The following is a 1,086-nucleotide window of genomic DNA, read 5'->3' on the forward strand; positions in this document are numbered from 1 at the left end:
ATCCGATGCCTCAAACGCTACGTCGCCCGCGAGCTCTACCAGATCATCACCACAAACGATCTTAGACTCGCCGCTTGACATCCATAAGAGCATCCTCGACGCCCCGGCGACGCCCGCCGGCGCCGCGATACGACCTCGCGCAGGAGCGGGTCAACGTGCGGCGCGTCCAGGGGTTCCGCCTGGCCGAGATCCTGGACGGTGACGCCGAGGCGCCAAAGGCCGTGCGGGACTCGAAGGACCCTGAGGGTGGAGTCCTGGCTTTGGAGCCGGACGTGTGGGCAGTGATGGTGTCGGAGATCAAGAGGGGCGCGTACGACCTCTGAGCCCAGATATGTCACGGGTCATGCTTGAGCGGTCATGGCGGCTGCATGCCCCTAAGAAACGTACAGAACCTACATGTCATTGATGACACTCAACCGCCGGCCCAGGCTAGTCCGGCGCGCGGGGTGTGGGCGACTTATCAGCAGTTCACCGCGTGGAGTGAGGTGAGGAGAGAAGTGGTCCCTCCGTGCTGTCCAACGCCGTCGAGCTGTCGTTGGCGTCCTGCTGTTGACAGCATATAGCGCCAGTCGGGCAGCCCTTGTCGGTGTTCGCCTCAAGCGGTCCGTCTGACCACGTTCGTGGAATTGTGGTGGGGGCGGCGCTGCGTACGGGGCCGCCCCTCCAAAGTCAAGGGCGCCTTCGGCGTCGCTTCGCGATGGGACTCCGTCCCACCCTTGACTTTGGAGCCTCTGCGGCCCCTGAGTGCAGCTTTCGTCGGGCAGGCTCCGCCTGCCCTCTGCCCGACGCGCCGCCCCCACCCCAAAAAGGAACCACACGGCAATTCGAATGCCCGAGATGAGGCATTTGCGAAACGCTCGACGCTGATCACGAATCCCTCGAAAGAATCATGGTCGAATTCTAGTTCGAGAGCACGAAGCGGGCTCCGGCTGGATATCATGGATGCATGAGTTTGATTGCGGTCGACCCTGACGCCGCGTCCACCATGGAACAATGCCGTTAAATTAAGCTGCTGGGCAGATCAATCGGATCGTGGCCGGCGAGTCGTGGGTGATGTTCTCGTCCGTCTCACGTTTAACTCGGTAT

1 protein-coding gene is annotated in these 1,086 nt (G+C 62.1%); it reads left to right on the forward strand.

Annotation, left to right across the window (positions count from 1 at the left end):
* The first annotated feature begins 74 nt into the window (after positions 1 to 74).
* Complete coding sequence (locus tag CHF16_RS39180; RefSeq protein ID WP_089331241.1) at positions 75 to 323, forward strand: DUF397 domain-containing protein; 249 nt, start codon at positions 75 to 77, stop codon at positions 321 to 323.
* The last annotated feature ends 763 nt before the right edge of the window (positions 324 to 1,086 follow it).

The sequence above is a fragment of the Actinomadura meyerae genome, from assembly GCF_900188445.1.
GTDB lineage: Bacteria > Actinomycetota > Actinomycetes > Streptosporangiales > Streptosporangiaceae > Spirillospora > Spirillospora meyerae.